At 63.2% G+C, this 310-nt stretch carries 1 protein-coding gene; it reads left to right on the top strand.

Translation table 11 applies throughout. From position 1 onward, the window contains the following. Positions 1–31: 31 nt before the first annotated feature. The coding region (locus J0A65_RS26895) for a penicillin-binding protein activator (protein WP_206597221.1) at positions 32–310 on the top strand (279 nt) is incomplete at its 3' end.

Raw genomic sequence — 310 nt, forward strand, 5'->3', positions numbered from 1 at the left:
GCTTGTTTTGCTCAAGTATCAGGACGACCCGATGATCGCTAGTCTGCGCCCTCTTTCCGCCATCTTCCTGGCCGGCATGCTTGCGGCATGCGCCAATTCGCCCAACAACGGCCTGGGTGAACTGCCACGCACGCCCAAGGCCAGCATTGAGCAGATGCTGCAACAGGCGGCCGAGAGCAAGCCCGAACAAGCCGCCCTGCTGCGCCTGTCCGCAGCCGACCAGGCCTATCGCCAGAACGATGTGGCCGGCTCCGCGCGCATTCTAGAACAGGTCGACCTTGCCAGCCTGCAACCCGCCCAGCAGATGTTC

This window comes from Bowmanella yangjiangensis (assembly GCF_017255015.1).
Lineage (GTDB): Bacteria > Pseudomonadota > Gammaproteobacteria > Enterobacterales > Alteromonadaceae > Bowmanella > Bowmanella yangjiangensis.